We start from the raw sequence: 1024 nt of genomic DNA on the forward strand, positions 1-1024 counted from the left end.
AGATGAAAGTGTCGTATTTGTGCATGACGGGTTATGATGGTCCGGCGCCTGGGATTGAGGTTTGGCCTGCGTCGCCGGAGTATTGCGATGCGGGCGTGGCGCAGGGATCCTATGCGCGGTATCTGGAGATGGTGGAGCGGGCTGAGGCGCTGGGTTTTGACTGGGTTTCGGTATCGGAGCATCATTATGCGCCGTATCAGATGACGCCGAACCCGATGATCATGGCGTCTGCGATCATCCAGCGCACGAAGCGGGTGCGGGTTGCCTTGCTGGGACCGCTGGTGCCGTTGAACAATCCGGTGCGTCTGGCCGAGGAAGTGGCGATGCTCGATGCGTTGAGCGGAGGGCGGATCGAGGTTCTGTTCTTGCGGGGCACGCCGAACGAGCACAAGACCTACGATACCGATGCGGCGCTGACGAAGAAGATGACGCAGGAAGGGATTGACCTGATCCTGAAGGCGTGGACGAGCGAGCAGCCATTTGCGTGGGAGGGGGATCAGTACCGGTTCAACACGATATCGGTGTGGCCGCACATTACGCAGCAGCCGCACCCGCCGGTGTTCGGATCGGGCAACAGCGAGGATTCGGTGGTGTTTGCGGCGCGGCGGCGTCTTGGCATTGCGTTTTCGTTTGCGGCGCCTGAAACGGTCAAGGGGTGGATCGAGCTGTACCGGGCGGAATGCGCGAGGGAAGGCTGGGAGCCGACGCCGGGGCACGTGCTGTACCGTGGGATTGCCTATTGCGCGCCGACGGACGAGCGGGCGCAGGGCGAGATGTTCGCATATTTCGGCAAGCAGGCCGAGGAGCAGAGCAAGCTGCAATCGGCGACGCTGGGCGGTCCGCCGGTGCTGGACCTGGTGGCCAGGCCCTATTTCGTGGGCAGCCCGCAGACGCTGATCGAGAAGTTCGCGGTGCTGCGCGACATTGGCGTGGGCGTGTGCGACCTGCCGTTCGTGGTGGGCACGCCCGACCAGCAGCGCGCCTCGCTCGAACTGTTCGGCCGCGAAGTGCTGCCCGTGGTGCA

The 1024-nt window shown here is 63.7% G+C and carries 1 protein-coding gene; it reads left to right on the forward strand.

The features are described 5' to 3' along the window. Positions 1-95: 95 nt before the first annotated feature. The coding region (locus GGR44_RS16665) for an LLM class flavin-dependent oxidoreductase (RefSeq protein WP_183956618.1) at positions 96-1024 on the forward strand (929 nt) is incomplete at its 3' end.

The sequence above is a fragment of the Sphingobium fontiphilum genome (assembly GCF_014196635.1).
In the GTDB taxonomy this organism is placed as follows: Bacteria; Pseudomonadota; Alphaproteobacteria; order Sphingomonadales; family Sphingomonadaceae; genus Sphingobium; species Sphingobium fontiphilum.